The organism is Clostridium disporicum (genome assembly GCF_001405015.1).
Taxonomy (GTDB): Bacteria; Bacillota; Clostridia; order Clostridiales; family Clostridiaceae; genus Clostridium; species Clostridium disporicum_B.
In genome coordinates this window covers 97,843-121,933 of the sequence record NZ_CYZX01000010.1, presented here as the reverse complement: position 1 = coordinate 121,933, position 24,091 = coordinate 97,843, and the positions used below count along the sequence as shown (strand labels likewise).

The following is a 24,091-nucleotide window of genomic DNA, read 5'->3' as shown; positions in this document are numbered from 1 at the left end:
ACTTTATAATATTAATAATATTATTTGAGATTTAATTATGTGATAGCAAACACAATAAAATATAGTATTCATATAATAAATAAGAAGAAAAATATAGGAGTTTGTTATGGATACTATCAATATAAGTAGGGTTATAGAAAATAATTACGATATAGATATACGCTACATTGAACAAATAAAAAATGCATATAAAATTGATTCAAAAGATAGAGGGTATTGTGTAAAAGTTATAGGATATAAATTCCCTCATTTTTATTTTATTTTATCTGCTATGAAACATTTGCAAAAAAAAGGATTTAAAACTGTTCCAAGTATAATAAAAACTAAAAATAATATGGATTTCATAAAATTAGGTGATAAATATGCATATTTAACAGAATGGATTCCATCTAGAATAAGCAATTATGATAATCCTATAGAACTTGCTAAAGTTGCTGAAAAGATAGGTGAACTTCATACTTGCAGTACAGGTTTTATATTAGATAGAAGAATGACACCAAGATATGGGTGGAATAAATGGATAAGTACTTTTAGTACAAGATGTGATGAAATGTTAGATTTTGCTCATAGAATTTCTCAAAAAGCTAAGAAATCTGAATTTGATAGATTGTATTTAGAGCATTTAGATGAAGAGATAGAGAGAGGAATAGCCAGTATAAACGGATTAAAAAAGAGTAACTACTTCTATTTAATGAATAAAGAAATTATGAAATGTGGATTTTGCCATCATGATCTTGCTCATCATAATATATTAGTAGATAGGAATGGAGAACTAAATATTATTGATTTTGATTACTGTATATTAGATTCGCATATTCATGATTTAAGTTCTCTTATGATAAGGGCAATGAAAGATGGAAAATGGAGTAAAGAAAAAGCCGATTTAATATTAAACAATTATTCTATAAGTAATGAAGTAAAAGATGAAGAGTTAAATATAATGAAGTATTTTATAAAATTTCCTCAAGTTTTTTGGCAAGTTGGAATTCAATATTATTGGGAGCAACAATTGTGGGGAGAAGATTTTTTTGTAAGTAAATTAAAGAAATATTTAGATGATAGAGAAGAAAGAGAGGAGTTTTTAGAGGAGTATTTTAGATAGGTGGTGAACTTATGGATATAATAACTTATTTAAATAATAACAAGGTAATTGTAGATGAAAATCTTACTAGAAAAAGCGATAGAAATAGTATAGATATAAGTAGTCAGTTAGATCTAATTGTAATGATACAAAGTAGATTAATGAATAATAAGATAACAATAATACCTAGAATAAATAGTACAATTGGAAAAGATGTTGAAAATTTTAGAGTTCAGATTAAAAAAGTAGATAAACTATTGAATACTATAAACCTAAAGAATAATAAAAATGAATTTGATTTCTATCTTTTAGAAAAAGGAAATATAGCTTTAAATAGAGCAAAGACATCATTTGATGTTATGGATAATGAGAGTTATTTTGATCTTATAAGACGGAGTATGAATAATTATGAAATGTGCTTAGGAAGAGTAGATGAAGGAAATTTGAAACTTGCAGAAAATGAAATCTTAAAAATAAGAACAACAAAATATATATCATATAATTTAATAGAGCATGATTTATTTAATTATATTAAAAGGATAAAACGTAGAAATTTTAACATACAAATAGAAAAAGTAATTGATGAATTTGTATATAAATCATCATTATCAGAAAAAAGTAAAAATTATTTAACTGCCTTATGTAATTATCCATTTGAAACTATGAAGTTAATATATAAGTATAGAGGGTATGATGATAATGACTACGATGATTGGATTAAAAAGATTAATATGGCTATAGAGATAGATGGTGATGAGATAATATAAGGGGGAGAGTTAATTTGGTTAAAACCAGATATGTAGATAAAAATATATTGTGTGAATATGACTTTAAAGAAGAGTTCATAAATTTATTAGGAATAAAGATAAATGATGTAATTCCATTAAGAAAGGTATTTGTCTTATTCACAGATAAGGGCAAAAAAGTATTGAAGATAACAGATTCTACAAAAGATAGAATCGATTTTATAGATAAGGTATTAAAAATAATTGAGTCAGAATATCCCATGGTTTTAAAATACACTAGGAATACAAATGGAGATATAATAACCGTATGGAAAGGTAAGAAATATGTATTACTTGATATGGTAGAAGGAAGAGAGGCTACATTTACTAATCCTATTGAAGTGGAATTATGCACTAAAGCTATTGCAAAAATGCATATAGCCTCTAATAATATATTTAAAAATATTTCAGAAGAAGAGATAAAGAAAAATAGCGGTGAAAATTTAATTAATAAGATGGAAGAGGAATATTATACTTTATTACAACTAGAAGAGCTTGTTAACAAGTATAGATATAAAAATGAATTTGACAATTTGTTTTTACAAAATGTAGATAATGCAAAAAAAGATTTAATAAAGACTATAGAAGAATTGAAAAATAGTAGGTACGAAAGTTTGATTAACAATAAAGAGAATAGAGTGCTATGTCATAATGATTTGGCACATCATAACTTTATTATAGATGGAGATAAAGTAAATATTATAGATTTTGATTATTGTAGCATTGATATGAGAATAGTAGATATTTATGGATATGCTATGAAGGTAATTAAGAATTTAGCATATAACGAAGAAATAATAGAACTAATTATAAAATCATATGATGAAGTGAATAAGTTAGAGAAAGAAGAGGTAGAAATATTAAGAAAATTAATTAATTATCCTAAAGATTTTATAAGTATTGCAACTGATTACTATTTTAAACAAAAAGCTTGGAGTGAAGAAGTATTTTTAAGCAGACTAAAAAATAAATTAGAAATAGATAAATTTAGGATAGAATTTTTAAATAATTAAATATTTATTAGCAATAAATAAAAAGGGCTAGCAATGCTAGCCCTTTTAAATTAAGAGATTACAGTATAGCAAATTTAGTTTTAAATAATAACAATGCATAATTAAACTCCAATTATAGATTTATATGCTGAAATAGTATCTTTGGCCGTATTTAACCATGAATATTTCGAGCAGTTGCTTAAACCACATTTAATCATAGAATTTTTTAAATTATCATCAGATAGTAATTCCTCCATAGATAAATTTAAAGCATCTATATCATGAGGATCTACTAATAATGCTGAACCAGAGCAAATTTCAGGGATAGACGTTACATTTGATGCTATAACAGGAGTACCACAAGCCATAGCTTCTAGTGGAGGTAATCCAAATCCCTCATAAAAAGATGGATAAACTAAGAATTCACAAGCATTATAAAATAATGGTAGGTGATCTAAAGGAATAAAATCGGTAAATATTACAGAATTTTTGATTCCTAAGTCTTCAGCTCGCTTCATATATATACTATAGGAAATACCTTTTTTACCTGTAATAACAACGTAAAGATTTTCTCTTAGCTTAGGATCTAAAAGAGAGAAAGCTTCTAATATACCGATAATATTTTTTCGTGGGCTATAGCCACCTACGTAAAGTATAAAGTTTTTATCGATATTATATCTATTTTTTAAAAAGTTTTTGCATGACTTTTTATCTAATGGTTTATAAATATCCTCTGCACCTAAATAAGTAACAAAAATTTTTTCTTTAGGAAAATTAAATTCCTTTGCTATATCATTTTTAGAAAATTGAGAAACAGTTATTATACCATCACAGTTTTCGATTATTTTAGGTAATTGATTATTAAAGATATTAAGATATCTATCACTGACAGTTTCAGGCATTCTTAAAGGGATTATATCATGAAGTGTTATAGTTTTTAGGCAATTAATATTTTCTGCAAGTCCAACACCATTTTGAGGAACGTGATATAAATCTATGTCAGTATTATTTAATATATTAGGGGCATTGACTTCATCCCAAAAGTTAGAGTTAGGAGATTCTTCGATTAATTTTGTTGCAAAGTTATTATTTAGTTTGAGGTCTGTATTTTGAGGAAGAAATAATAGATAGTTATTAATATTATCAATCTTATTTATATTACTTATAAGTTGATAAGTATATGTTCCTATCCCTGTACCTCTATACCACTTTGCAGCTCTTCCATCAATACCTATATTCATAATTAAATCCTTTCAATATAGTTTTAATTTATTATATTAAATAAAGTAAAAAAACGTTAATAAAAGAATTGAATAGTACATATAAATATATAAGGGGGTGAGAGTTATGATGAGGGAGTTTGAAGTAGAAAGACAATTTGGAATTAAAATCGATAATATTAAAGCTAACAAAGGAGTATACTATTTAAAAACCAACAAAGGTGAAAGGTGTTTAAAGAAGATAAATTATGGCCCTCAAAAGCTTTTATTTGTATATGGAGCTAAGGAGCATCTTATAAAAAATGGTTTTAAAAATGTAGATAGGTATTTTTTGAACATAGATGGGGAGCCCTATGCATTAGTTAATGAGGACTTATATACTTTGTCTGAATGGCTAGAGGGTAGGGAATGTGATTTTCATAACATAGAAGACGTAAAAATTGCGGCTAGAACACTTGCAAAATTACATGAAGCATCAAAAGGATATGATCCACCAGAAAATTCCAAGTTAAAAACCGACTTGGGGAGATGGCCTACATTAATGGCAAAGAGGGTTAAATCTTTAGATAAGATGAGAGATATGGTAAGAAAGAAAAATAATAAGAGTAGCTTTGACCTATTATATATAAAATCATTAGATTTTTATAAAAAGATAGGTAAAGAGGCTTTAAAAACTTTAGAAGAATCTGAATATGAAGCATTATGCGCTGTAGCAGAGAATGAAAAGGGATTTTGTCATCATGATTATACTTATCATAATATTATAATTGGACAAGATAACGAGATAAGTGTAATTGATTTTGATTATTGCAAGAGAGAAATAAGAACATTTGATATTTCAAATTTTATGACAAAGGTTTTAAAGAGATGTAATTGGAATATAGATTTTGCAACAGCTATAATTGATTCTTATAATGAAGAGTCACCTTTAAAAGAAGAGGAATATAAAGTACTTTTTGCATATTTACAATTTCCACAAAGATATTGGAGATTAGCAAATAGATATTATTATAATGAAGTAAATTGGGGTCAAAACACCTTTGCTAGTAAATTAGAAGGTATAATAAATGAGCAAGAAGAATATCTTAAATTCTTAGAACAATTTAAGAATAATTATGATATCAAATAAAGCATCGTTATTTTAACGATGCTTTATTTGAGTCAAAATTAGTAAAAAAACATATTATAAAATGATAGTAACTTTAAGCGAGGTAGAGATGCAAATAGGAGATATTGTCGTAAGAAAATCCTATGATAAAGATATTACATTTAAAATAATTGATATAAAAGAAGAAAAAGGTCAAGCTATTTATATTTTAAAAGGAATTAGTATAAGAATAATTGCGGATTCTTCTGTTGATGATTTAGAACAAGTAGATTCAGCTTTTATAGGAACAAAGGAAAAGATATTAAATACAAGGGTAAATGAAGCTATAAATAAAGCTATAGGGCTTAGAGGTGATTTGGCAGCGAGGGAAGCGATAATGTCAAGGGGGAGTAAAAGTCAAAAACAAAATCCAAATAAAGAATTAATGTTTGGACGACCCGGGAAGATACTCCACATTGACGGTGATAAAGATTATTTAGAAACTTGTTTAAAAGTATATAAGCAATTATCCTTAGATGCAGTTGGGAGAGCTATTCCAGAAAAAGAACAATGGAATTGCGTAGTTGATTTAGTAAAAGAAATAAAACCAGATATAGTTGTATTAACAGGTCATGATAGTGTTTTAAAGAAAACTGATGATTTTTTAGATTTGGACAATTATAGAAACTCTAGATATTATATAGATGCAGTTAAGGCACTAAGAAATTATAATTCTAGTTATGATGAATTAGTTATTTTTGCTGGTGCATGCCAATCATGTTATGAGTGCTTATTAGATGCAGGAGCAAATTTTGCAAGTTCTCCAAGTAGAGTATTAATACATTGTCTTGACCCCGTATTTGTATGTGAAAAAATTGCATATTCAAGAATAGATACGGTTGTATCAATTACAGACGTAATAGATAGTACAATAACAGGAATAAGAGGAATTGGGGGATTGCAAACAAGAGGAAAATACAGAGAAGGATATCCTAGATCTCCATTTGTATAAAGTGCGAAGCACTTTGGTGAAAAGTTTGACTTCGTAAAAGGGGAAAAGTCAGCTAAAGCTGAGATGAAAATGTCACTTCGTGACAGAGAAAATATTGCATTTGGCAATAGTGAAAAGTGTCTACATTAGTACCTTTCACTTTAACTCAAGTTAACTTTTCCCCGCTACGCAAGTAGCCTTTTCACTTCGACGAAGTCGACCTTTCACCTGTGAGCTTCACGAACAATTTATTTCAAGTGTTCTTTAATCTATTTTGCGTACTAATTATATTTTAAAAAAATGTATAAAAGGTTAACAATATTCCCATAATATTAAATGTGGGAATTATTATTTTTATAAAAAAGTAAAAGATTACATTGACATTGTATCTAACACGTGATAAAATAATATATTTGCTTTGACTAAAAATACCAAATATGTTATAATATATTAAAAGGAGGGTGTTTATATGGAGTTAAACAAAACTATCGCTACCATTAAAAAAGATATACAAAATCATTTAGGTGAAAAAGTTACTCTTAAAGCTAATGGTGGTAGAAAAAAGATTTTAGTTAACGACGGAGTAATAGAGAGTGTTCATCCAAGTATTTTCGTAGTTAGGCTAGAAAACGACACCCAAAGGACAGTGACATACAGTTATTCAGATGTTTTAACAAAAACAGTACTGTTATATTATCCTGTATAAACAAAAGCTTCGATATTTATCGAAGCTTTTGTTTATTAAAAAAAAAGAAAGATGGCGGGTATCCATCTTTCAACTATGGTATAAAAGGGTATTGAGAATTTATGAGAGGTTATATGGTCAATAACCATCTTTATAATACGACATATTTAAACAATAGTCAACAACTTATTTAAAAAAAATAAAAAAAAATTAAAAAAAGTTCTGATAAAACCTAAAATTCGACACAATATATGTAATTATAATACTTAAAAGTAAATATATGAAATAAATTGAAATTTAAAATATAAATAAAAAAAGAAACAGTTTATATATTTTAGAATAAATATATATTTAGAGAAATATATATTAAATAGTAGTTATACTATGGGAGGGATATGATGTCACAAATAGATGTTATAAAAGAGAATGTTCAATATGAACAACTACTAAGAGAAGGCTCAACTAATCATGTTCTCAAAGGGGAATATTTAATTAAGGATTCACATCCAGATGCACATCAGATTTTAGGGGTAGATGCAAAAGCAACTGTAACCAATAAAGAGATACTTGCAGATAAAGTAATGATTGAAGGACAAATAAATTATTCTGTATTATATCTGTCTGAAGATGAAAGCGGAACACAAAGAGTTGATTCTGTTAATTTATCTGAAAAATTTGCCGATTATCTTGAACTTAATAATGAAGAACATAAAATCCTTTGTGATGTAGAGTGTGTAATTGAACATATTCAAGCTAACATAATGAATGAAAGAAAGATTTCTATTGATGGAGTAAGATCAACTAAGTGGAATATTTATAAAATACAAGATCTTGAATTTGTAAAGGATATTGAAGGTAGTGGAGATGTACAAGTTCAAAGAAAAAATGAAGAATTAAATCAAGTTAAAGGTCAAAAAGATATTGAATTTATAGGAAAATCACTTATAAAAGTTACTATGGATAAACCAGAAGTTGATGAAATCTTGAAGTATTCTATGATGTTACACAAAAAGGAAGTTAAGTTAGGAGAAAATAAAGTTTACTTTGGATGTTATTGCAAAATAGAAGTACTATATAAAGGCAGAGATTCAGAAGATTTAGTAGTATTACAAGATGATGTTTATTTATCTAAGGAAGAAGAATTAGTGGGTGCTAATAGTGAAATGATGACATCCCACAATATAGATGTAGTTAATAGCGATTGTACTGTGATGCCTGATGATTTGGGCGAAAATAGAAACATAAGCATTGAGTTCGTAGCTAGAGGTGATGTTAAGGTCATGTCTAGAGAAAGTGTAGAAGTAGTAAAAGATGCGTATTCACCAACAGTTACAATGGACCTAGTTGAAAATAACTGTGAGATTGGAGTAGTTCATGGAAACATGACAACTGATCTTATATTAAAAGATAATTTATACTTAAAGGATGAAAATGAAAGATTAGGAAATATTATTATGGTTTATGGTTGTCCTGTTATAACTGATAAGACAGCTGAAGAAGATAAAGTAAAGATTGAAGGTATAATTAAAGTATCTGCTTTATATAAAACTGCTGATGAGGGCTATAAAGTTGATATGTGTAATGGAGAAATACCTTTCACATCAGTATTAGATATAAAAGGAACTAAGCCAGACATGAATGTTATAGCTAAAGTTCAATTAGAATCTATAGATGGAACAATAGAGGCTAATACTATAGCTATTAGAGCTACGTTATCAGTTTCAGTAAATGTATTATACAATGTTAACAAGGAATGGATTGTAGATGTAGTTCAAAATAAAGAAGAAAAGAAAGAAAAGAAATCATCTGTTACAATTTATGTTGTTAACAAAGGTGATACTTTATGGGAATTAGCTAAGAAGTTCAATACTACTATGGATGAATTGATAAGGGTTAACGATATGGAGAATCCAGACTCTATTAATATTGGACAAAGAATTATAATTCCTGGAAGAGCAATTTTTTAGTTACCAGTTAAAAGTTAATAATTAAGAATAAATTAAAAGGTAATTGCTGAAATTAAGCAATTACCTTTTAATTTATGATTTTGAATAATATGGTTTAGGAATGGATAAAATAGTGAATGTGTGATTTGAGGTGAAAATATGGATGAAAAAATAGAAGGAAATTTAATAATAATAGGAGGCGCAGAAGATAAAAAAGGTGATAAAGAGATATTAAAGCGTGTAGCTGATTTTATAAATAAAGATACTGATATGCTATTAATAGCTACTATAGCAACTGAATGTCCGGACGAAAGTTATAGTAAATATAATAAAGTTTTTTCAGGTCTTGGAATAAAGAATATAGAAAAATTAGATATAACTAATAGAGAAGATGCGTGTAATAAGAAGAATGTAGATTTAATAAAAAGATGTAATTTATTATTTTTTACAGGTGGAGATCAGCTTAGAATAACAAGTATTTTAGGTGGAACTCCAGTGTATGATGCATTGAAGGATATTTGTAGTGAAGGGAAAGTAATAGCTGGTACTTCTGCAGGAGCTTCTGTTATGAGTCATACAATGATAGTTCAAGGAGAAGACGAGGAGTCACCAAGAAAATGCACATTAAAAATGTCACCTGGATTAGGGCTAATTGATAGTGTAATAATAGATCAACACTTTGCTCAAAGGGGAAGAATAGGAAGGTTATTAACAGCTGTAGCTCAAAATCCAGAAGTTTTAGGAATTGGAATAGATGAAGATACTGCAATAGTGGTAAGTGATAAAGGCATTGCAGAAGTAATAGGATCAGGGGCAGTATATTTTTTAGATGGAAGTTCAATAATATATAGCAATGTATCAGAACAATACTGTGATGAAGTTTTAAGTATGTTTAATGTTAAACTTCATGTTTTAAAGGAAGGTAATAAATTTGATTTAATTAAAAAAGTACCTTTCGAGGAGGATAATTTAAAAAATGAAAATACTAAGTAGTAACATTTATGAGGGGAAGAATATATACTCACATAAAAAGTGTATAAGACTTGATGTCGATTTAGAAGGATATTGTGAAACGCCTAGCAAGGATATAAATGGATTTAACGAGAATTTAGTAAAAATGATTCCAGAATTATATACTCATAGGTGTGGAATAGATGAAGATGGAGGGTTTGTAAAAAGGCTTAAGGAAGGTACATATTTAGCTCATATATGTGAACATATCATTATTGCAATACAAAATATAATTGGTATAGATGTTGCTTATGGGAAAGCAAGAGAAGTAGAAGGCGATATATATCAAATAATATATCAATATAAATACCCTAAAGCAGGTATAGAATCTGCAAAATTAGCTATTGATATAATAAATGGATTAATTAGTGACATGGTTATAGATTTTAAAAGTAGAATATTGATTATAAAAGAAATATTAAATGATGAGCTAATTGGACCTAGTACTTTAGCAATATGCGAAGCTGCTCAAAAGCATGGATTACCAGTTATGAAGTTGGGAAGCAGCAATTTTTATCAAATAGGTTATGGGAAGCAAGGGAGAGTTATAGAAGCGTCAATTACAAGTAATACTGGTTGTATTTCAGCTGATATATCTTGTGACAAATTACTAACTAAAGAATTATTATATTTGCAAAATTTACCTGTAGCTAGAGGTGCTAAAGTATGTAATGTAATAAATTTATTAAAGGAAGCAGAAAGAATAGGATATCCTTTAGTATTAAAACCTCAGTATGGAAATAAAGGTAAAGGCGTTATTATAGGAATAAAAAATGAAAAAGAGCTTATTATAGCTTATCAGAAATTAATAAATGAGTTTGATGATATTATACTAGAGGAGTATTGGGAGGGAGATGACTACAGAGTTTGTGTAGTAAACAATAAGGTAGTTGGTGTCTCTTTAAGAATACCACCATATATAATAGGTGATGGTAATAAGTGCATAGAAGAATTAATAGATGATTTAAATTCACACGAGTATAGAGGTGAAGGTCATGAAAAACCACTTACTAAAGTTAAGAAAGATAATATGCTTATTAACTTTATAAGTGAGCAAGGTTATTCATTAAGTAGTGTTTTAGAAAAAGATAAAAAATTATTATTAAGAAAAAATGCTAATTTATCTACAGGTGGTATAGCTATTGACTATACAGATAAAATATGTGAAGAAAATAAAGATATATGTATAAGAGCTGCTAAAACTATAGGATTAGATGTATGTGGCATAGATATATGTACGAAAGATATATCAAAAAGTATTATGAATAATAATGGGATAATAATGGAGGTAAATACTGCTCCAGGTTTAAGAATGCATATATACCCTTCTGAAGGAAAGAGTAGGGATGTCGGCGATGAAATAATTAAGATGATGTATAAAGAAGATATAAAGAATATACCTGTAGTATCAGTAAGTGGAACAAATGGAAAGACTACAACTACACGTCTTATAAATTATACCTTATGTAAACTTGGAATGTGTTCAGGAATGACTAGTACAGAAGGAATATTTATAAATAACAAATGTATAGATATTGGCGATGATACAGGAATGGATAGCGCAAAATGTGTACTATTAAATAAGGATGTAGATATAGCTGTACTTGAAACAGCTAGAGGTGGAATAATAAGAAAAGGATTAGCGTATGACTTAGCCGATGTAGCTGTAATAACAAACATAACAGAAGATCACTTAGGTTGCGATGGCGTGCAGGATATGGAAGATTTATGTTATGTAAAATCGTTGGTAGCAGAAGCTGTTAAGAAAGATGGGTATGTAATAATTAATGCTGACGATAAGTATAGTAATACAATTATAAATAGAATAAAGTCAAATATAATATATTTCTCTAAAGATTATAAAAACCCACTTATAATAAATAGTATTAGAGACGGTAAAACTGTAGTTTATTTAAAGGAAAGATATATCTGCATTAATAAGAAAAGAAGAGAATATAGAATAAGTAGTATTGATGATATTCCAATAATATTAAAAGGTGCATTGCAATTTAATATAGAAAATGTAATGGCTGCTTGTGCAGCGTTAATTGGATTAAATGTTGATTATAATATTATACAAGATTCAATTCAAAGTTTTGAGCTAAATTCAAGAGAGAACTATGGAAGATTTAATATTCATGAGTATAATGGAATTAAAATAATATTAGATTATGGTCATAATATAGAAGGATATAAGAAAGCTTTATCAGCAGTAAAAGAAATAACTGATGGTAAAGTAATAGGAGTAATAGGAGTTCCTGGAGATAGAAATAATGAATCAATAAAAGAGATTGGAAAAGTTAGTTCAAAATTTATTGATAAAATTATAATCAAAGAAGATAAAGATAAAAGAGGTAGAAAACCAGGTGAAATTGCAAAAGTTATAAAAGGTGGAATAGATAGTTGTAATAAATATGTTAGTGTAAAAATGGTATTAGATGAGGTAGAAGCTTTTAAAGAAGCTATAAGAGAGGCTACTATAGGAGATAGTATTATTGTTTTCTACGAAAAGATTGAACCTTTGATAGAAGTTATAGATAAATTAAATGAAAATAAAAACTCTAATGCTGTAATTAGTTCGATTTAACAAATACGTAAATCTAACAGATATTTACGAGAAATAAAATAACTTATATAATATAATTTATAACATGATAAATAAAGTTCGGGTTAATACCTGAACTTTATTTAGAATATATAGTAAAAGTTGAAAGGAACTGAAAGAGATGAAAATGAAAGCTTATGCCAAAGTGAATATTTCTCTAGATATAGTTGGAAAAAGAGATGACGGATATCATCTTTTAAGAATGATAATGCAAAATATAGATTTATACGATGAAATTATTGTAGAAAAGAATAATAAAGATATTATTATAGAGTGTAATAAAAATTATGTACCAACAGATTCAAGAAATCTTGCTTATAAGGCAGCGATAGCTTTTAAAGAAAGATATAATATCGCAGAAGGGGTAAAAATAAAAATATTTAAAAATATTCCAGTTTCGGCAGGTTTAGCTGGCGGAAGTACTGATGCAGCAACAGTATTGAAAATAATGAATAAGTTATTTGAAGTAAATGCTTCAGATGAAGAACTTATGGAATTAGGATTGAAACTAGGTGCTGATGTACCTTATTGTATAAAAGGAGGAACAGCACTATGCGAAGGAATTGGAGAGATAATTACTCCATTAAATCCATTTAAAAATAAAATTATTGTTTTAGTAAAGCCTTCTTTTGGAGTATCTACTAAAGAAGTGTATAAGAATTTTAATATGGAAAAAGTAAAAAAACATCCAGAAACTGAAGAATTAATAAAGGCTATGGATGAAGATAATTTAAGATATGTTGCATATAATATGAAGAATTTATTAGAAAATGTAACTTTGAAAAAGCATAAGGTTTTAATTGATTTAAAAGAAGAAATGAATAAATATGGAGCAATAAATTCTATGATGAGTGGAAGTGGTCCAACGGTGTTTGCTTTTTTTGATGATATGCTTAAAGCACAAAAATGTTTTGAGAAAATGAAAGAAAAATATAATGAAGTATTTTTAACAAGAACTATATAAAAAATAAATAGCAAAATGAATAATCCCCTATAAATTGGAAATAATTAAGCTAGAGGGGGTTATCTTTATGAAAAAAAATATGTTTAATTTTATTATAATAGTATTTATTGTTACTTTATTTGGAGGATGTTCTTTAGGAAATAATGAAGCATCTTTAGATTTAAGAGAGTTAAATTATGAAGAAGTTGCGGACAAGCTAATTAGATTTCATGTAATAGCTAATAGTGATTCTGAAGAAGATCAAGCATTAAAATTAAAAGTTAGAGATAAAATAATAGATAAGATGTCTATAAAACTTGAAAGTGTTGAAAGTTTAGATGATGCAAGGGAAATATTAAATTCGAGTATAGAAGAAGTTAATAGTATAGCTAAAGAGGTAATTGCCGAAGAAGGTTTTGATTATGATGTAAAGACTATGTTGTCAAATGAGAATTTTCCAGATAAGATATATGGAGATTATATATTTCCTCAAGGTAATTATGAGGCTTATAGAGTAATAATAGGAAGTGGAGAAGGTCAAAATTGGTGGTGTGTAATGTTTCCACCATTATGTTTTGTTGATGAGAGCAAAAATATAGTTGATACAAAAAAATTAGACGAAAATATAGCTAATATAGAAGGTAAAACTGAGGAAAATAAAAAAGATAATGATAAGCAAGTTATATTTAAGTTTAAGGTAGTAGAGGTTTTTGACAAAATATTTAACTAGTAGAGGAGTGCTAATATGACAAAGGCGTTAGCTATGATTTCAGGTGGGTTAGACAGTATACTAGCCGCAAAACTTATAAAAGAACAAGGTATAGAGGTAATTGGTATTTGTTTTAGATCTTATTTCTTTAGCGAAGAAAGTGCTAAAAAGATGACAAAACAAATAGATATTCCATTAGTGGTAGTTGATTTTTCTAATGAACATTTAGATATGGTTAAAAATCCTAAGCATGGAAGAGGTAAAAACATGAATCCATGTATAGATTGTCATGCTATGATGATGAATTATGCTGGAAAGCTATTAGAAGAATACAAAGCAGATTTTATTATAACAGGTGAGGTTTTAAATCAAAGACCTATGTCTCAAAACAGACAAGCATTAAATATTGTAAAAAAAGAATCAGGTTTTGCAAATAAGATTTTAAGACCATTATGTGCTAAAAATTTAGATCCTACAGAAATGGAGCTAAGTGGATTAGTTGATAGAGAAAAGTTATTAGATATATCAGGAAGAAGTAGAAAAGCTCAAATGGAACTTGCTGAAAAGTGGGGAATAACTGAATATCCATCACCAGCAGGTGGATGTAAATTAACTGAACCTAACTATGCCTTAAGATTAAAGGATTTATTGGATTATAAAAATGAAGTAGAAGAAGATGAATTAAGTCTTTTAAGATATGGTAGACATTTTAGAACCAAGGATAATAATAAGATAATAGTAGCTAGAACTAAAGATGAAGGTGATATGATTAAAAATCATATAGATGGAAGTTATTATTCATTCCATACTTCAGACTTTTCAGGGGCACTTGTATTATTACAAGGGGAAGGAACAGAAGAAGATAGAAAGTTAGCTGCAAGAATATCAGGAAGATATAGTAAGGGTAGAACGGAAAAAGTACTTAAAGTTAAATTTGGAAAGTATGGAAGTAAGTTTAATTCTGAAATAGAAGTAGAACCTATAAGTGATGAGGAATTACAAGAGTACATAGTATCAGTTAAGTAGGAGGAAATTATGGAGAAGAATGCAATAATTCAAGTGAAAAGTTTTTCTGATATAGATGAAAGTGATGCAATTGAAGTTATTACTCCAGGGAAATTTATAGTGAAAGAAAGTTCGTATGAAATTATATATGAAGAATCAGAGATTTCTGGAATGAAGGGAACAACGACAAATCTTAAAATTGAAGAAGATAGATTTGTTTTAGAAAGAGTTGGTACAACATGTACTACTATGGAATTTAAAATAGGAGAAATGGGATTATCATTATACAATACACCATATGGTATGTTACATTTACATATAGATACGAAGATATTAGATATAAATATAGATGAGAATGGTGGATTTATTTATGCTAAGTATCTTTTAAGTGCAGAAGGACAACCGCCTATAACAACAGAGATAAAGGTAAAGATAAAAGTTCAATAGTAAAAATGGAAAAAGTGGCTTTATGCCACTTTTTTTTGTATAAATGAAAGTTTTATGGGGATAAATTAAATAAGTGGTTATTGAAGTTAATAAAGATATGTTTTTGTCTATAGTTTGATTTAGAGGTGATAAATATAGAAAAGTATAGAGTTGTGGTAGATGTATTATGTAAATATTATAAAATAACTAATTTTGATTTATTATATTTACTCAAAAATAAAGAGTGTAAATATTTATTTTTATTACTATTAAAAGAATATGGATGTTTAGAAAAAGATAAGCTTATAGATGAGCTGATGTTTAGTAGTAATAAGAGTATAAATTATAATTTGAAGAAAGCTGAAGAAAGATTGCTTATTAATAAGCAATTCAGGGATAATTACGTAATTTTAGATAAAACAATAAAAAATGACTAATAAAAGACATTGATAAAGAATAAAATATTATGATATCATAGAAAAATATTGATTCACCTCACTTATTTATAGAGTGAGGTATTTTAAATTATACTAAATATAAAATCAATAGTCAATAGAAAAATTGAGTTTTTTATTTGAATTTTTATAGTTATTAAATGCTAATTTTATTTATTTAGGAGGAAATATAAATGAGTACTAAATATGTTTTTGTTACAGGTGGGGTTGTATCTTCATTAGGGAAGGGGATAACAGCAGCATCTCTAGGAAGATTATTAAAAAATAGAGGTCTAAAGGTATCAATTCAAAAATTTGATCCATATATAAATATAGATCCAGGAACAATGAGCCCATATCAACATGGAGAGGTTTTTGTTACTGATGATGGAGCAGAAACAGATTTAGATTTAGGACATTATGAAAGATTTATAGATGAAAATTTAACTAAAAATAGTAATGTAACTACTGGTAAGATATATTGGTCTGTAATATCTAAAGAAAGACGTGGTGAATATTTAGGAGGTACAGTTCAAGTTATACCACATATAACTAACGAGATAAAAGAAAGAGTTTATAAAGTTAGTAACGAACAAGATGTAGATGTAGTTATCACTGAAATAGGAGGAACTGTTGGAGACATAGAATCACTACCATTTCTTGAAGCTATAAGACAAATAAAATATGATGTAGGTAGAGAAAATGTATGCTTCATACATGTAACATTAGTTCCTTACTTGGGAAAATCAGGTGAACTTAAAACTAAACCGACTCAACACTCAGTTAAAGAATTAAGAAGTATAGGAATACAACCTGATATAATAGTTTGTAGGAGTGAACAAGAGATATCAGAGGAGCTAAGAGCTAAGATAGGTCTATTTTGTAATTTAGAAGCTAAATGTGTTATACAAAATTTAGATGCGGATCATTTATATGAAATTCCATTAATGCTTCATAAAGAAGGATTAGATAGATTAGTAGTTGAAAAGCTTGAGTTAGGCTGTAGAGATATAGATAATACTGAATGGATAGACATGGTTAAGAAGATTAAAGTTATTAAAGATGAGGTTAATATAGCTTTAGTTGGTAAGTATGTAGAACTTCACGATGCGTATATATCTGTTGTTGAAGCATTAAAGCATGGTGGCCTTTATAATGATTCAAATGTAAATATTAAATGGATAAATGCTGAAGATGTTACAACTGAAACAGCTGAAAAGCTATTTGATGATGTAAATGGAATACTTGTTCCAGGTGGATTTGGAGATAGAGGGGTAGAAGGTAAGATAGAAGCAATTAGATATGCTAGAGAAAATAATATACCTTTCTTAGGAATTTGCTTAGGAATGCAAACAGCAGTAATTGAATTTGCAAGAAATGTTCTTGGATATGAAGGTGCTAATAGTGCAGAGATTAACCCAAATACTAAGTATCCAGTTATTGATTTAATGAAAGATCAAGAGGATATAGAAGATTTAGGTGGAACAATGAGATTGGGAGCATATCCTTGTAATCTTGATAAAGAATCTAAATCGTATGAAAGCTATAAAAATGAATTAATATATGAAAGACATAGACATAGATATGAATTCAATAATGATTTTAGAAAAGCTATAATAGAAGCTGGAATGAATATAGTAGGGACGAGCCCAGATGGTAAATTGGTTGAAATTGTTGAAGTTAAAAATCATCCATGGTTTGTAGCAACTCAATTCCATCCAGAATTGAAATCAAGACCAAATAATCCACATCCTTTATTCATAGGATTTATAAATGCATCATTAAAAAATAATAAGTAATTAAATATATAGAGGAGCATAGATATTCTGTGCTTCTTTTTTGATGGTTGTTATAAAAAATAAAAAAAGGGATAAGCTTATAATATAAGTTTTTATTGTTTTTTATCTTTTATTGCTTCATAATTATATATACATAAGCAAAAGAGATAAATTTCTGCTTTATATAATCTAAATTATAGATAATAATTCAATTCACATATATCAGTTCTAGAGAGATAGTCTAAGAATTCCCTATGTAAAATAACAATTGGAGGTGTAGTTTTGACAAGAGAAAACTATGAAAAGATGACCTTAGCAGAGTTAAAGGAAATTGCTAAGAATTTAGGCATTAAAAATATAAGTAAATTAAAAAAATTAGAATTAGTAGATGAGATAATAAAAATTTCACCTAATAGAATTGAAAAAGATGGAGTAGTATTAGTAGAAAAAATTGCTCCTAAACTGAAGGCTGTAAATCAAGAAGTGGATATAACACAAGAACAAGTTAATGAAGAAAATAGGGAAGAAAAAAAAGAAAGACTTAAAGTAATGATAAATGAATCAGGTTCTGCCAAAGGTGTATTAGAAGTTCAAGAAAATAATAACTTTGGTTTTTTAAGATGTGATAATTATCAAACAGGAGAAAATGATATATATGTATCTCCGTCTCAAATAAGAAGATTTAACCTTAAAACAGGAGATGAGGTTCAAGGGAAAGTAAGAGAAGCTAAAGAGGGAGAAAAATTTAAGGCTCTACTTTTTGTTGAGAAAGTAAATGGTGAAGATCCTAACAAAGCTATAGGAAGAAAAGCTTTTGAAACTTTAACTCCTATATATCCTAATGAAAGGTTACATTTAGAAAGTAAAGATAGAAATGATTTATCTTCAAGACTTATGGATATAATATGTCCAATAGGTAAAGGGCAAAGAGGTATAATAGTTGCGCCACCAAAGGCTGGTAAAACAACTTTGTTAAAGAAGGTAGCACAAAATATTTCACGTAACTATCCAGATGTTAAACTTATAGTTTTATTAATAGATGAAAGACCTGAAGAAGTTACAGATATGAAGAGATCAATAGATGGGGATGTTATCTATTCAACTTTTGATGAAGAACCACAAAACCATATTAAGGTATCAAGAATGGTGTTAGAAAGAGCTAAAAGAATGGTTGAACAAGGTAAGGATGTAGTTATACTTTTAGATAGTATTACTAGACTATCAAGAGCTTATAATCTTACTATAACACCAACAGGAAGAACTTTATCTGGAGGTTTAGATCCAGGGGCATTAATAATGCCAAAGAAATTCTTTGGAGCAGCTAGAAATATAGAAGAAGGTGGATCATTAACTATACTTGCTACAGCTTTAGTTGAAACTGGATCAAGAATGGATGATATGATATTTGAAGAATTTAAAGGAACAGGAAATATGGAAGTTCATTTAGATAGAAAGCTTCAAGAAAGAAGAATATTCCCAGCTATAGATATTTATAAGTCAGGAACAAGAAAAGAAGACTTATTGTTAAGTGAAGCTGAAAAAGAAGTTGCTTTTGCTATAAGAAGAGTTATGTATAGAGATGGAAATATAGAAACTATAACTGAAAATCTTATTAATATGCTTTCTAAAACTAAGGATAACGAAGAATTTATTTCAGTATTTCCAAAAAGTGATGTGTTTAAAAAGTAGTTAGGAATTAAGAGTAAAAAGTTAAAGTTATTGATCATAGAACAAAAGTTGAAAAATGTCCAAAGTGTCGAAGAAAAAATATGGGTAAACTTCCTGAAAGAATAACTAATACAGTTCAATATGGTGAAAAATAGGTAAAAAATTGGTGAAAAAGCTATACTAAAATATTATATAAATAGTGTTAATAAATCATTTAAGACTAATAATTAATACGAAAACAATATATCAAACAAAAGCCTTAACAGTATATAGAAAATATATGTTAAGGCTTTTGTTTGTAAAAATACTTTCTATATTTATAGCGTAGGAGCTATTAATAATACTATTTAGATAAAAAATAGTGATATCAAAGTTTTTTTGATAGAATTAAGTAATTTATAAATAAAAGGATATTTCAGATAAGCTATTATTAAGTTTAGAAGAATTTGCTGCAAATATAAGGAGTGTAGAACATAGCGATGAATATACAATAGTAAGATTTTCTATTAGGAAAAGTACATTAACTAGAAAGGTTAATAATTATAGTGAAGAATGCTAAATAGAGCTAAAGGTTAAGAATATTTATAAAGATGTTTTAAGTTCTGTTAATGACTTCATTTCAAGAAATGAAAATAAAGGGGATGTAGGTACAGAAGATAATAATAATAATGTAGTTGTAAATCAAGAAAAACCTAATCAAGAAGAACAAAATAAAGAGGAAATAAACCCAAGTAAGCAAGAGTCAAATAATGAAGGTTCCTCAAACTCTAATGCTAATAAGTTACCTGCAACAGGGGGAGGATCTGGACTTGCTACTATAATTAAAGGTAGTATGTTAGCACTATTAGGATTATTTATAAGAAGACGTAAGGATTTAGATAAATAGAATTAATAAAATAGTTAGTAAATCAAGTATTTCTATAGTTTCGACATAATAAAAATTATTGGATTTAACCAGATTAAATAGATATTATAAAAAGTCTAAGCAACATTAAGAAGATAATTTCTGTAATTAACAGGAGTCATCTTCTTTTAATTTCATTGAGACCTATAATTATTATGATAGTCAATATAATCACCTATTTCTATCATTTCTAACTTTTTTAATAATACATTCTCAGCTTGCAAAAGGTTTATCTTTGATTGAAGTTTTTCATATTTTTTCAACAGATAACCCCTTCTCATTAGTGCTTTCAGTATTTTGGGTTTCTTCAATAATTGTTTGATATTAAAACTATTATATAATATTAAAAAAGATATATTTATTACAAATTACTACAAATTATGAGTATATAGCTATGTTAAAATTATTATGAAAAATTAATAAAATGGTATATAGGGGGACTTATAATGAAAAAAAGGTTTTTACAAGTTTTGGTAGCCACTTTTATCTTAACATCATCAACGATAAGTATGGCTAATGCATCACCAAGTAATAGTGGGTTTATTACAAATAGCTTCAGCAAGGGGGATAAATCTACCTATGTAGATTTTGAATCTACTAAAGATAAAAATAAAAGTGATAATGCAGAATTATATTATGAGTTTAAACAAGGAAACATAAGCAAAGATTATTACTTACAAAAGTCAAAGAATTTATCTAGTGATGAATATGAAAAGGAATTTATTTTATCAGCTAACACGTTTTTAGATGAATCAATTGAAAGAAGTAATGAGCAACTTTCTAATGCTTATTTAGAGAAGATTAAAAACACTGGTAACTATACCAATGTTAATTTATTTTCAAGGGCTGCTAGCGGAATGATAGAAACTTTACTTCAAGTTCCACAGGAGCAAGACTATTACTGTGGGCCATCTACAGCAAAATCTATAATTTCTTCAAGGAGCTCCAATCCTTCACAAAAAACTTTAGCTCATAAGGATTGGCTAGAAACAGATGTATGGGGAAATACTCCATGGTGGGTTGGAGGTAATGCAGATGGATATAATCCAATGCAATATACACTAAACAAATATCAAGGAATAAACTATTATAGTATTTATGGTTCATCGGTTACTGCATCAGGATTAAAATCTAAAGTAGTATATTCTATAGATAGAGGATATGGGATAGCTGCAGATATATGGGAGGTTCCAGGTGGTTCGTATCTTCCAGGACATCCAGCAGGATATGAAATATTCCATTGGGTTCCAATAGATGGTTATTATAATTATGGAGATACTATTCATTATGCTGAGCCTATATATAATGCTTCTTCAGTAAGTTGGTATCAAAATATAAAGAATCCATACTATAACGTATCTCTTTCTACAATGGCTAATGTAACTGATGGTAGAGGGATCGTATGGTAATATAAAGAATATATTAAATAAGGATAGTTACTAAGATGAAAAAATATAAAATAATTATTACATTAATTATAGTTATAATTTGTTTATACATTATATATAATACAGACTTTGCTAATAGTAAGAATGATATAGAAGTTAAGAATACTTTAAATAAAAGTATTCTTGAAAGTGAATTATCGTTTAATAAAATATTAGGAGAATTAGAACAAGACATTCCTTGGTTACCTTTAGGAGTTTCGGATGATGGTATTATATATGGATATACTGGTAGAAATGAAAATAGTAAGTATAATTTATTAGCTTATAATATGGACACAAGTACTAGTAATATAATTCATGAAGTAGAAAATGATTTAAGGCCAGTTTTACTAAAAGAAAATAATAAATATATAGTTTGGATAGAAGGGGTTTATCAATATGAAAAGCAAGGTACAAGAATAAAATTATGTGATAAATCTACTAATGAGATAGTTACAATATTTGAAAGTGATTCTTTTTTATCTCTAGATTCAAGTCCACTATCTTTGGGGAATGATTTTATTTTGTGGGTAGATTATGAATATAAAGATAATATGATGTATCCATTAATAAGAAAATATACTATAAGTACTGGTGAGACTTCTGTATTTAAAGAAAATGCTACGAGTCCTGTAATATTAAATAATTGCATAGCCTATATTACTGAGGATATATATAATCATAATTCATCAGCTGTATGTATAGAAAATATAGAAACTAATGAAGTAAGACAAATAACTAATAACAAAAAGGTTCTTTATATAGAAGGGGATAACGAGTCTTTAGTTGTATCATCTGTAGATTATGATAAAAAATATTACTTAGATGTATATACGAAAAATAAATTAATTACTATTCAGGCTAATAATGATTATTCATATGATTTCCCTAAAATTAGTGAGAGGTTTATATCATGGCAAGAGCTTGATAAAATACAATTTTATGATAGAAAAAATGAACAAGTTATCAATATAGGGGACCATTCCAATATAACTACTTGTAATATAAGCGATAACTATATTATTTACACAACACCGGAGTTATCTTTAGAAACTCAAAAAGAGTACGCAGCTATACATGGTATGGTACTATCTAATATTCATATAGTTAAATAAAAAAACTTTCAAGTAATAACTGTATAAAGAGTAAAAAAGCAATTTTGTATTGTCTTTTTACTCTTTATTATTTAAGTATCAAAACTTAAGAGTTGAGATAGAAGCTATTGTTAGCTCCTATGCTGTTAATTGTAAAAATCTAGCGCTAGCTAGATTTTTGCATTTAATATATTTAATATTAGTTAAAAATTAAGACTTTCTCTTTTTGTATACATATTAATTAGTGTAAAAATTTTAAAATAAAAAGAAAACAGGAAAGATAAAAATCTTTCCTGTTGATCAAAAAAAGTTAAATTACTTGTTAAGACCGAATTTCTTGTTGAACTTATCAACTCTACCGCCGATATCAACGATTTTTTGCTTACCAGTGAAGAATGGGTGGCATTTAGCACATATATCAACTTTTAATTCTTCCTTAACTGATCCAGTTGTGAAAGTGTTTCCACATGCGCACTTAACCACAGCATCGTGATGGTAATTTGGATGTATGCCTTCTCTCATTATGATTCACCTCTTTCGAAATTTAAGTATCATTAAACGACATATTTAATGACTAATTGAGTATAACATAAGGGGTAGAAAAGGTCAATGATAATTAAGGGATAAAACATCTTTTTAATAATGGCTTAAAATGCTATAATCGATATATAACTATCGAAAAAGGAGACGAATTAATGAGTAAATTATACTTTAGATACGGAGCGATGAATTCTGGAAAATCGACTAACTTAATGCAGGTAGCACATAACTACGAAGAGCGTGGAATGAATGTAGTATTAATAAAACCAGCTACTGATAAAAAAGGTGGAGATAAGTTAGTATCTAGACTTGGAGTAGAAAGAAAAGTTGACTTAGTAATAAATAGTGATATGAATATATATGATGAAGTTAAAAAATGGAATGATGATAAATATAAAATTAATTGTATATTAGTAGATGAAGTTCAATTTTTAAAATCATATCAAATAGACCAATTATTTGAAATAGCTGTCGGATTAGATATACCTGTAATATGCTATGGATTAAGAACGGATTTTAAGATGCAAGGTTTTGAAGGTAGTACAAGATTATTACTATTAGCTCATAGTATTGAAGAAATGAAAACAATTTGTAAGTGTGGAAGAAAAGCTGTCTTAAACGGAAGAAAAATCAATGGTAAGTTTGTTTTTGAAGGAGAACAAGTTGCTATAGATTTAGTTGATAATGTTGAATATGAATCATTATGTGGACATTGTTATATAAAATATAAGAGCCAAAAATAATTTTGAAAGAGTGATGA

General features: G+C 27.7%; 23 protein-coding genes. 20 read left to right on the top strand and 3 right to left on the bottom strand.

Annotation, left to right across the window (positions count from 1 at the left end; genetic code table 11):
• The first annotated feature begins 106 nt into the window (after window positions 1-106).
• The 3 genes from ARA56_RS08475 to ARA56_RS08465 are packed head-to-tail and all read left to right on the top strand — an operon-like array spanning window position 107 to window position 2,879.
• Window positions 107-1,102: a CotS family spore coat protein gene (locus ARA56_RS08475; RefSeq protein ID WP_055265695.1), complete on the top strand. Its 996-nt coding sequence runs from the start codon at window positions 107-109 to the stop codon at window positions 1,100-1,102.
• A gap of 11 nt (window positions 1,103-1,113) precedes the next feature.
• Window positions 1,114-1,848, top strand: a complete 735-nt coding sequence (locus ARA56_RS08470) for a hypothetical protein (protein WP_055265692.1) — start codon at window positions 1,114-1,116, stop codon at window positions 1,846-1,848.
• A 14-nt stretch (window positions 1,849-1,862) separates the two neighbouring features.
• Window positions 1,863-2,879 carry a CotS family spore coat protein gene (locus tag ARA56_RS08465; RefSeq protein WP_055265690.1) on the top strand — a complete coding sequence of 339 codons (1,017 nt, stop codon included), beginning with the start codon at window positions 1,863-1,865 and terminating at the stop codon, window positions 2,877-2,879.
• 101 nt (window positions 2,880-2,980) lie between these two features.
• Here the strand turns inward: ARA56_RS08465 and ARA56_RS08460 are convergent, their stop codons facing one another.
• Window positions 2,981-4,099, bottom strand: coding sequence for a glycosyltransferase family 4 protein (locus ARA56_RS08460; protein ID WP_055265688.1), 1,119 nt, complete (start codon window positions 4,097-4,099; stop codon window positions 2,981-2,983).
• Window positions 4,100-4,205: 106 nt separating this feature from the next.
• On the opposite strand from ARA56_RS08460, the gene ARA56_RS08455 reads away from it, so the two are divergent.
• The 14 genes from ARA56_RS08455 to ARA56_RS17135 all read left to right on the top strand — a co-directional run bounded on the left by ARA56_RS08455 (window position 4,206) and on the right by ARA56_RS17135 (window position 20,252).
• Window positions 4,206-5,207 (top strand): CotS family spore coat protein, encoded by a 1,002-nt coding sequence (locus tag ARA56_RS08455; protein ID WP_055265685.1) that lies wholly within the window; start codon window positions 4,206-4,208, stop codon window positions 5,205-5,207.
• A gap of 88 nt (window positions 5,208-5,295) precedes the next feature.
• A complete protein-coding gene (gene yabG, locus ARA56_RS08450) occupies window positions 5,296-6,177 on the top strand; it encodes a sporulation peptidase YabG (protein WP_055265683.1) in 882 nt (293 codons plus the stop codon).
• A gap of 448 nt (window positions 6,178-6,625) precedes the next feature.
• Window positions 6,626-6,862, top strand: coding sequence for a Veg family protein (locus ARA56_RS08445; protein WP_055265681.1), 237 nt, complete (start codon window positions 6,626-6,628; stop codon window positions 6,860-6,862).
• Window positions 6,863-7,239: 377 nt separating this feature from the next.
• A complete protein-coding gene (locus tag ARA56_RS08440) occupies window positions 7,240-8,808 on the top strand; it encodes a DUF3794 and LysM peptidoglycan-binding domain-containing protein (protein WP_055265679.1) in 1,569 nt (522 codons plus the stop codon).
• 138 nt (window positions 8,809-8,946) lie between these two features.
• Window positions 8,947-9,780, top strand: a complete 834-nt coding sequence (locus tag ARA56_RS08435; RefSeq protein ID WP_055265677.1) for a cyanophycinase — start codon at window positions 8,947-8,949, stop codon at window positions 9,778-9,780.
• Window positions 9,764-12,385, top strand: a complete 2,622-nt coding sequence (cphA, locus tag ARA56_RS08430; protein WP_055265675.1) for a cyanophycin synthetase — start codon at window positions 9,764-9,766, stop codon at window positions 12,383-12,385. The genes ARA56_RS08435 and cphA overlap by 17 nt, the downstream gene beginning before the upstream one ends.
• Window positions 12,386-12,524: 139 nt before the next feature.
• Window positions 12,525-13,367, top strand: coding sequence for a 4-(cytidine 5'-diphospho)-2-C-methyl-D-erythritol kinase (gene ispE, locus ARA56_RS08425; protein WP_055265673.1), 843 nt, complete (start codon window positions 12,525-12,527; stop codon window positions 13,365-13,367).
• A 67-nt stretch (window positions 13,368-13,434) separates the two neighbouring features.
• Window positions 13,435-14,076, top strand: coding sequence for a stage II sporulation protein R (gene spoIIR / locus ARA56_RS08420; protein WP_055265671.1), 642 nt, complete (start codon window positions 13,435-13,437; stop codon window positions 14,074-14,076).
• A gap of 15 nt (window positions 14,077-14,091) precedes the next feature.
• Complete coding sequence (locus tag ARA56_RS08415) at window positions 14,092-15,081, top strand: DUF814 domain-containing protein (protein ID WP_055265669.1); 990 nt, start codon at window positions 14,092-14,094, stop codon at window positions 15,079-15,081.
• Window positions 15,082-15,090: 9 nt separating this feature from the next.
• Complete coding sequence (locus ARA56_RS08410) at window positions 15,091-15,507, top strand: YwiB family protein (RefSeq protein WP_055265667.1); 417 nt, start codon at window positions 15,091-15,093, stop codon at window positions 15,505-15,507.
• A 125-nt stretch (window positions 15,508-15,632) separates the two neighbouring features.
• On the top strand, window positions 15,633-15,923 hold the full coding sequence (locus ARA56_RS08405) for a hypothetical protein (protein ID WP_055265665.1): 291 nt from the start codon (window positions 15,633-15,635) through the stop codon (window positions 15,921-15,923).
• A 191-nt stretch (window positions 15,924-16,114) separates the two neighbouring features.
• Window positions 16,115-17,719, top strand: a complete 1,605-nt coding sequence (locus ARA56_RS08400) for a CTP synthase (protein WP_055265663.1) — start codon at window positions 16,115-16,117, stop codon at window positions 17,717-17,719.
• A gap of 261 nt (window positions 17,720-17,980) precedes the next feature.
• Window positions 17,981-19,387 (top strand): transcription termination factor Rho, encoded by a 1,407-nt coding sequence (gene rho / locus ARA56_RS08395; RefSeq protein ID WP_055265661.1) that lies wholly within the window; start codon window positions 17,981-17,983, stop codon window positions 19,385-19,387.
• A 538-nt stretch (window positions 19,388-19,925) separates the two neighbouring features.
• Window positions 19,926-20,252, top strand: coding sequence for an LPXTG cell wall anchor domain-containing protein (locus tag ARA56_RS17135; protein WP_148315758.1), 327 nt, complete (start codon window positions 19,926-19,928; stop codon window positions 20,250-20,252).
• 152 nt (window positions 20,253-20,404) lie between these two features.
• Here ARA56_RS17135 and ARA56_RS17020 read toward each other — a convergent pair whose 3' ends face one another.
• Window positions 20,405-20,533, bottom strand: a complete 129-nt coding sequence (locus ARA56_RS17020) for a hypothetical protein (RefSeq protein ID WP_269144349.1) — start codon at window positions 20,531-20,533, stop codon at window positions 20,405-20,407.
• A 183-nt stretch (window positions 20,534-20,716) separates the two neighbouring features.
• On the opposite strand from ARA56_RS17020, the gene ARA56_RS08390 reads away from it, so the two are divergent.
• Both ARA56_RS08390 and ARA56_RS08385 read left to right on the top strand, forming a co-directional pair.
• Complete coding sequence (locus tag ARA56_RS08390) at window positions 20,717-21,679, top strand: C39 family peptidase (protein ID WP_055265659.1); 963 nt, start codon at window positions 20,717-20,719, stop codon at window positions 21,677-21,679.
• A 35-nt stretch (window positions 21,680-21,714) separates the two neighbouring features.
• Window positions 21,715-22,812: a hypothetical protein gene (locus ARA56_RS08385; protein WP_055265657.1), complete on the top strand. Its 1,098-nt coding sequence runs from the start codon at window positions 21,715-21,717 to the stop codon at window positions 22,810-22,812.
• Window positions 22,813-23,106: 294 nt separating this feature from the next.
• Here ARA56_RS08385 and rpmE read toward each other — a convergent pair whose 3' ends face one another.
• Complete coding sequence (gene rpmE, locus ARA56_RS08380; protein WP_032117239.1) at window positions 23,107-23,313, bottom strand: 50S ribosomal protein L31; 207 nt, start codon at window positions 23,311-23,313, stop codon at window positions 23,107-23,109.
• A 173-nt stretch (window positions 23,314-23,486) separates the two neighbouring features.
• Here rpmE and ARA56_RS08375 point away from each other — a divergent pair, with 173 nt between their 5' ends.
• The gene (locus tag ARA56_RS08375) at window positions 23,487-24,074 is read left to right on the top strand and encodes a thymidine kinase (RefSeq protein WP_055265655.1); all 588 of its coding nucleotides are present in this window, start codon (window positions 23,487-23,489) and stop codon (window positions 24,072-24,074) included.
• Window positions 24,075-24,091: the final 17 nt, after the last annotated feature.

What these genes read in the sequence shown, in the direction of transcription:
- ARA56_RS08475 (WP_055265695.1), top strand. Translation starts at nt 107, where the DNA reads ATGGATACTATCAATATAAGTAGGGTTATAGAAAATAATTACGATATA.
- ARA56_RS08470 (WP_055265692.1), top strand. Translation starts at nt 1,114, where the DNA reads ATGGATATAATAACTTATTTAAATAATAACAAGGTAATTGTAGATGAA.
- ARA56_RS08460 (WP_055265688.1), bottom strand. Translation starts at nt 4,099, where the DNA reads ATGAATATAGGTATTGATGGAAGAGCTGCAAAGTGGTATAGAGGTACA.
- ARA56_RS08455 (WP_055265685.1), top strand. Translation starts at nt 4,206, where the DNA reads ATGATGAGGGAGTTTGAAGTAGAAAGACAATTTGGAATTAAAATCGAT.
- yabG (WP_055265683.1), top strand. Translation starts at nt 5,296, where the DNA reads ATGCAAATAGGAGATATTGTCGTAAGAAAATCCTATGATAAAGATATT.
- ARA56_RS08445 (WP_055265681.1), top strand. Translation starts at nt 6,626, where the DNA reads ATGGAGTTAAACAAAACTATCGCTACCATTAAAAAAGATATACAAAAT.
- ARA56_RS08440 (WP_055265679.1), top strand. Translation starts at nt 7,240, where the DNA reads ATGTCACAAATAGATGTTATAAAAGAGAATGTTCAATATGAACAACTA.
- ARA56_RS08435 (WP_055265677.1), top strand. Translation starts at nt 8,947, where the DNA reads ATGGATGAAAAAATAGAAGGAAATTTAATAATAATAGGAGGCGCAGAA.
- cphA (WP_055265675.1), top strand. Translation starts at nt 9,764, where the DNA reads ATGAAAATACTAAGTAGTAACATTTATGAGGGGAAGAATATATACTCA.
- ispE (WP_055265673.1), top strand. Translation starts at nt 12,525, where the DNA reads ATGAAAATGAAAGCTTATGCCAAAGTGAATATTTCTCTAGATATAGTT.
- spoIIR (WP_055265671.1), top strand. Translation starts at nt 13,435, where the DNA reads ATGAAAAAAAATATGTTTAATTTTATTATAATAGTATTTATTGTTACT.
- ARA56_RS08415 (WP_055265669.1), top strand. Translation starts at nt 14,092, where the DNA reads ATGACAAAGGCGTTAGCTATGATTTCAGGTGGGTTAGACAGTATACTA.
- ARA56_RS08410 (WP_055265667.1), top strand. Translation starts at nt 15,091, where the DNA reads ATGGAGAAGAATGCAATAATTCAAGTGAAAAGTTTTTCTGATATAGAT.
- ARA56_RS08400 (WP_055265663.1), top strand. Translation starts at nt 16,115, where the DNA reads ATGAGTACTAAATATGTTTTTGTTACAGGTGGGGTTGTATCTTCATTA.
- ARA56_RS08390 (WP_055265659.1), top strand. Translation starts at nt 20,717, where the DNA reads ATGAAAAAAAGGTTTTTACAAGTTTTGGTAGCCACTTTTATCTTAACA.
- ARA56_RS08385 (WP_055265657.1), top strand. Translation starts at nt 21,715, where the DNA reads ATGAAAAAATATAAAATAATTATTACATTAATTATAGTTATAATTTGT.
- rpmE (WP_032117239.1), bottom strand. Translation starts at nt 23,313, where the DNA reads ATGAGAGAAGGCATACATCCAAATTACCATCACGATGCTGTGGTTAAG.
- ARA56_RS08375 (WP_055265655.1), top strand. Translation starts at nt 23,487, where the DNA reads ATGAGTAAATTATACTTTAGATACGGAGCGATGAATTCTGGAAAATCG.